Raw genomic sequence first — 5,801 nt, forward strand, 5'->3', positions numbered from 1 at the left:
TAAAAAAATTTTCATCTTCACCTAAAGAGCAAATCTTTCTAAATTCTCTTTTCTCCTGACTCCTGAGTTCTGACTCCTGACTCCTAGATTAACTATCTAATTACACCGATGCTACCGGATTTGATATGACACGGCACTACAAGGGCTTAAGTTTTTGTTTATAAACAGTCTCTAAATGAAAATTTAGGGATTACATTATCAAAGTTCACATCTGTATCAAGCTTTATAAAAACAGGTGAGATAAACCTTCCATTTCCTAACTATATCTACAAGGAGTCAATAATTATAAAAATTGGAACTACATTCAGTAAATTATTAACAGTTACTGGAGGATTAATTGTTGCAGTAGGAGCTAGTGGAAATGCTCATGCAGCAACACTAGGTGTTGAACTGGTGCAAAATGGCAATGCGGAAACAGGAGATACTACTGGATGGTTAAGCACAGGTATAAATACTGTTCCCACTTCGGCACCGTTTTTGTTACCTTCTCCAGTAGATATTGGTTTATTTTCTTTTACAGGTGGCACAGGCCCTGCTGATTCTCAAGCGTTGCTACAGTCAATAGATGTTAGCTCTCTAGCTCTGCAAATTGATGAGGGTGATATTGTCTCTTCGTTTAGCGTTTTATTGCAATCTCGTAGAACTGATATTGCAAAAGCAACCTTATCATTTTTGGATGAAAGTAACAATGTACTTGAATCAGAAATTTTTATTGATAATACTGTTGCGAGTATCTTTGACTGGAATCAATTTGTTGATGAAAGAATAGTACCTGTACAAACCCGCTCTATAGAAATTATTCTTGATTCAAGTCGTAATAATGCAGGCATATCTTCTGATAGTTTTTTTGACGAAGTTTCTCTAACCCTTAATTCGTCGGACAATCAATCTGTGCCAGAACCTACATCTGTACTAAGTTTAATTGGTTTGGGTGTTCTAGGTTTTGGTTCACGTTTATTAAAGGATATCTGAAAAGTTTTTTGATACTGAATTTTGCCCCCCTAGCCCCCAACTTTGGGGGGAACAATAGTCAATTTGCTTCTAAAAGTCCCCCAATTTTGGGGGATTTAGGGGGCTTGTTTTTTCATCCGCTTCCAGAAAATTTCCTCTAGTCATCAACAACTAAATCATTAATTATCCATCCACATTTATCCGTTAATTCATCCCTATCAATAGTCATATTTTCCAGAAGTAAATAAACCGAATTTTTACCAGCGAGTGAAAAATTCAAGTCAGACAAATCTCCAGGAAAATAATTATTAGTGGTTGTATCAAGCAAATTTCCTTGCTCATCTAAAGAAGAAAACGCAAGAAATAAACCATCACATTCTTGATTCAGAAAATCGAACTTACCAGTAATTTTTACTGACTCTGATACTTGCCCTAAATAGAGAAAATATTTAGAGGTTTGTTTAGTAGTATCCGAGGGATCTGTCATTAATTTATAACCATCATCAGAAACTTGAGTAACTGCCGAATAATTATAAGTAATATAAGGAGATTGATTTAAACTCATCCAGTCTAATTGTCTACCTGGACGTTGAGGAATTTGTTTTTGTACTGCTGATAAAGTTTGTACAGCAGTTGCCACAGAAGTAGGACGAAGTCTTTGATAAAAACTGACAGTAATTCCACCATCTAAAATAAATTCTTCTGGCAATTTTTGGAAATCTTGAGCAATGGGAAAATTTTGAGTAAAAGCATCATAGACAAATTTAACTAAATCTTGTTGCCCTGGTTTTAATACTTGTTCATCAGTTAATAATACTTTCTGAAATGGGTTAGCAATAACTATATATTGTGCCTCTAATAATTCTGGCAATGGGTAAGTATCGCGGGTGTCAATATGTGGTTTACTTATTGCTCTTAAATTCGACCAACTTTCAGGATTAATTATCCGATTAGCGTTTCTAATAATATTGGCATTAAATAGATTTGAGGAAGCAGCTACATATACTAATTCTCGATTTTTGGCTAATTTACTTAGATAATCGCTCAAACGTAAAACTTCATCATAGTCGGAACGAATTAATGGAGAAAAATTAGTGGCAAATAATGGTCGTAGGGAATTATTAAATTTGCCAATTGTAGTTAAGCCAAGGGCAAAATTTCCAAATAAAAATATTCCCGTAAGACTTAAAATTATTAATCTGGTTTTGTCTCGGAAAGTATTAATAGTTGTCCAGATAAATGAAGCTAATCCTAAAACTATTATGGGGGTAAAATGTAGAGAGTAATGAATATTGCCATAACGCAGTAAAATCAACCATTCAGCTAAAGAAAAGATTCCGAATAATAAGAGAAAAATAGTAGTGGATGGAATTAAAGATTTTGTCAGAAGACCTAGAGAAAATCCTGTGGCAACTAACAGTAAAGTTATTAATCCATAAAAACAGGCATAACGCCAGAAGATATCAGGTATTGATAAACTCCAAGCAGCATAGAGAGTTCGATAATTTTCTGTCAAGGAACTTTGGATAAAACCCCAAGCAAAAATTGATATAGTCAGGAAACTACTGAGAGAAATCAGACTAATTTTTATGGCACTTTCTAAAAGTCTTTTCCAGGAATTATTGACATAATTGAAAGTAGTCAAAAAGTTAATCATAGTTTGGCAACTAACAGCAGCAAGAAAAGCTATGGCGCTATAAGCAAAATGTCTCCTTAAAACAATAGATATTCCCAAACATAATCCAATGACAGGAATTTGCCACCAAGCAGTCAATCTAATATTTTGTAAGTAAATTAAAATTGCCAATAAAATAAATAAAGTCGCTCCAATATCAGGATATCCTCTTAAACCTGGACTCCAACTCATAGGTATTAATAGAGCGATCGCTACTGTTGACCAAAATACCCATCGAGAAGGAACTGGGATTAATTTTGTCGCGATAGAACCGAGCAGCAAACTAAATGGTAATAAATAGACCAGATTAATACTCAGAATATAAACAATTCTGTGATTACCAAACAGATAAAGAAATGGGATTAATGGCAGCACTACCAAATAATTTTTCTGTTGAGATAAAGAACCGAAAATATCATCAATAGCTCTTTGAGGTGATGCTCGAAATAAATTTGTTAAATTATTTGCTGCGTTCTGATATCCCACAAAGTCCCACCAATAAATTGTATGTTCATTGGATACATATATTGATGTTATGACAGTAATTATCAAAACTACAATTAACAAAATAATGCTATTAATCTGAAAGCTAGACTGTGAATTAAGTTTAGTATTTAATGATTTTAAAAAAGAGTGATTGTTCATATTTATCCCGAAATTAGATATAGCGCTAGGGAATAGGGAATAGGGAATAGGGAATAGGGTTTTAGGATTGAAAAATGTCCTAACCAATTCTTGTAGTTCTATAGCTGTGGTCTTGCCATATAATTCTCATATAATTCTATTGAGCTAATCTCAAGTTTTTCTGAATTTTACCGAAAAATTGGGGTATGCGCCTCGCCTATAAGCGGGCGACTGTTAAAAAGGTCAGAGAAAAGGTAAAGCTATTAAACCTCCTAAATTTAAAAGTAAAAAGTCAAAGCAAACTGCTAGATTTACCGTCTTATTCTATCCTTAAATATATTATAAAAAATCTCTGACCCTGTTTGTCACTTTCTGAAAATAGCGAGAATTAATTGATGGATAATTTTACCGGATGATAGAGAAATTTGTCTATTCTTCAGTAGTGAACCTGTTTGGCAAAAATTCAGATAATTTTCCCGCAGAAAAATCTCTTATCCTGTTTGTCATCTTCTGAAAATATCAATAATTAATTGACTAATAGTTTTTTCTTCCTTCTTCCTTCTTCCTTCTTACAAAAAAAATTATGGTCTAAAGCCTCCCCTTTTAAGGGGATAAAAAAAAGAGAATTCTGTATTTTCTTGCCTCTTTATTGCAGAGGTACTGATAACTGATAACTGATAACTGATAACTGAAATAACCTCTTCCTTCTTCCCTCTTACTTCTTCCTTCTTCCTTCTGTATGCTAAAGTGAGAAAAAATTCAGCCCTAAGAACAAAAACTACAACAAAAATCCGCAATTGGAAATATTGATATGAAAGCATTAATTCTCTCTGGTGGAAAAGGTACAAGGTTACGCCCTCTTACTTATACAGGAGCAAAGCAATTAGTACCAGTTGCGAATAAACCTATTTTGTGGTACGGAATTGAGGGTATTGTCGCAGCAGGTATTACCGACATTGGCATTGTTATTAGTCCAGAAACCGGAAAAGAAGTACAAGAATTAACCGGAAACGGTGAAAAATTTGGAGCTAATATTACCTATATTTTGCAAGAACAACCTGCTGGTTTAGCTCATGCGGTGAAAATTGCCCAACAATTTTTGGCAGATTCTCCTTTCATCATGTATCTAGGAGATAATATTATTGAGAGTCAGCTAGAACAATTTTTAGATACTTTCAAAAAAGAACAATTAGATGCTTTAATTCTGCTGCGAAAGGTGCCTAATCCCACAGCGTTTGGTGTAGCAAAAGTAGACGAAAAGGGAAAAGTTTTAGGATTAGTAGAAAAACCAAAAGTTCCTCCATCTAATTTGGCACTGGTGGGAATATATTTCTTCTCAAATAAAATACATAATGCTATTGCTAATATCAAACCTTCAGCTAGAGGAGAATTAGAAATTACTGATGCTATTCAATATTTAATTGACCAGCAAACCTCTGGTGAAGATCGGGAAATTTCTGTTGAAGCGCGTACCTTAGAAGGTTGGTGGTTAGATACAGGTAAAAAAGATGATTTACTTAGTGCTAATCAAATTATTTTAGATACTCGTTTAACTAATTCAGTAAATGGGGAAATAGATTCTCAAAGTCGAATTATTGGGCGAGTAAAAATTGGTAAAAATACTAAACTAATTAATTGTAGTATTAGAGGTCCGGTGATTATTGGAGAGAATTGTCACCTAGAAAATTGTTTTATCGGTCCTTATAGTAGTATTGCCGATAATGTGACTTTAATTGATGTTGACCTAGAACATAGTGTGATATTACAAGGAGCAAAAATAATTGAAATTCATCAACGTATTGTTGATAGTTTACTTGGTCGTCGTGCCCAATTAATTAATGCTCCACAACGTCCTAAAGCATTACGATTTATGATTGGAGATGATAGTCAAATAGAATTAACATAATCAGACTTTATTTATAGCATAGAGTTAATTTTGGCATAAGCTTATGGTATTGAGCCATAAGCTTATGGGAGTCATTCAGAACTCGGTAAATTAGAAATTATACCGAGAGCTTTCTGTTGTTTTCACAACTTGACTATTCACATAACTGAACTTTTACTGCATCAATGTGGAAACCATAACCATCAAGCTCCTCATTGAGGTTATCAAAGCTCAAAGTAGTGCTAGTTGTAGTAGCTTCGAGTTTGTCATCGGTATAAGTCTGCCATACAGTATCTTTCTGTGTTTTCTCCAGATTGAGAACATTCTTATTTCCCCAACGAACGTTCAGTATATTTTGTGTGGGAGAATTAGCTTTGAATGCAAAGGAGAGTTTGTATTTCTTGCCGACCTCCGTAGGAATTTCCTGAGCAATCTTAACTGTTTCTTTCTGAGCGTCTAATTCGACGAATTGACTTCCCTCAGGTATTGGATAGTCTATGTATTGACTATCAACTTCGATCTCAGTCCCTTCCAATAACTGCCAGCCTGGAATGTTATCTTCAAAACTTACATAATTAGATGGATATGGATTTTTGGAGATGTCTGGCTCTTCAAAGCCACCATTCACTACTAAATTATTCCCACATTGAGGGATAGCTGCTTTAG

At 34.2% G+C, this 5,801-nt stretch carries 4 protein-coding genes; 2 read left to right on the forward strand and 2 right to left on the reverse strand.

Going from position 1 to position 5,801, the window contains the following annotated elements:
- The first annotated feature begins 393 nt into the window (after positions 1-393).
- Complete coding sequence (locus F6K54_RS38970; RefSeq protein WP_293089551.1) at positions 394-972, forward strand: PEP-CTERM sorting domain-containing protein; 579 nt, start codon at positions 394-396, stop codon at positions 970-972.
- A 136-nt stretch (positions 973-1,108) separates the two neighbouring features.
- Here F6K54_RS38970 and F6K54_RS38975 read toward each other — a convergent pair whose 3' ends face one another.
- The gene (locus F6K54_RS38975; protein ID WP_293089553.1) at positions 1,109-3,271 is read right to left on the reverse strand and encodes a hypothetical protein; all 2,163 of its coding nucleotides are present in this window, start codon (positions 3,269-3,271) and stop codon (positions 1,109-1,111) included.
- Between the two features lie 790 nt (positions 3,272-4,061).
- On the opposite strand from F6K54_RS38975, the gene F6K54_RS38980 reads away from it, so the two are divergent.
- On the forward strand, positions 4,062-5,156 hold the full coding sequence (locus tag F6K54_RS38980) for a glucose-1-phosphate thymidylyltransferase (protein WP_293089555.1): 1,095 nt from the start codon (positions 4,062-4,064) through the stop codon (positions 5,154-5,156).
- 133 nt (positions 5,157-5,289) lie between these two features.
- Here F6K54_RS38980 and F6K54_RS38985 read toward each other — a convergent pair.
- Positions 5,290-5,801, reverse strand: a 512-nt coding sequence (locus F6K54_RS38985; RefSeq protein ID WP_293089557.1) for a DUF642 domain-containing protein, incomplete at its 5' end; no start/stop codon positions are given.

The sequence above is a fragment of the Okeania sp. SIO3B5 genome (assembly GCF_010692555.1).
In the GTDB taxonomy this organism is placed as follows: domain Bacteria; phylum Cyanobacteriota; class Cyanobacteriia; order Cyanobacteriales; family Microcoleaceae; genus Okeania.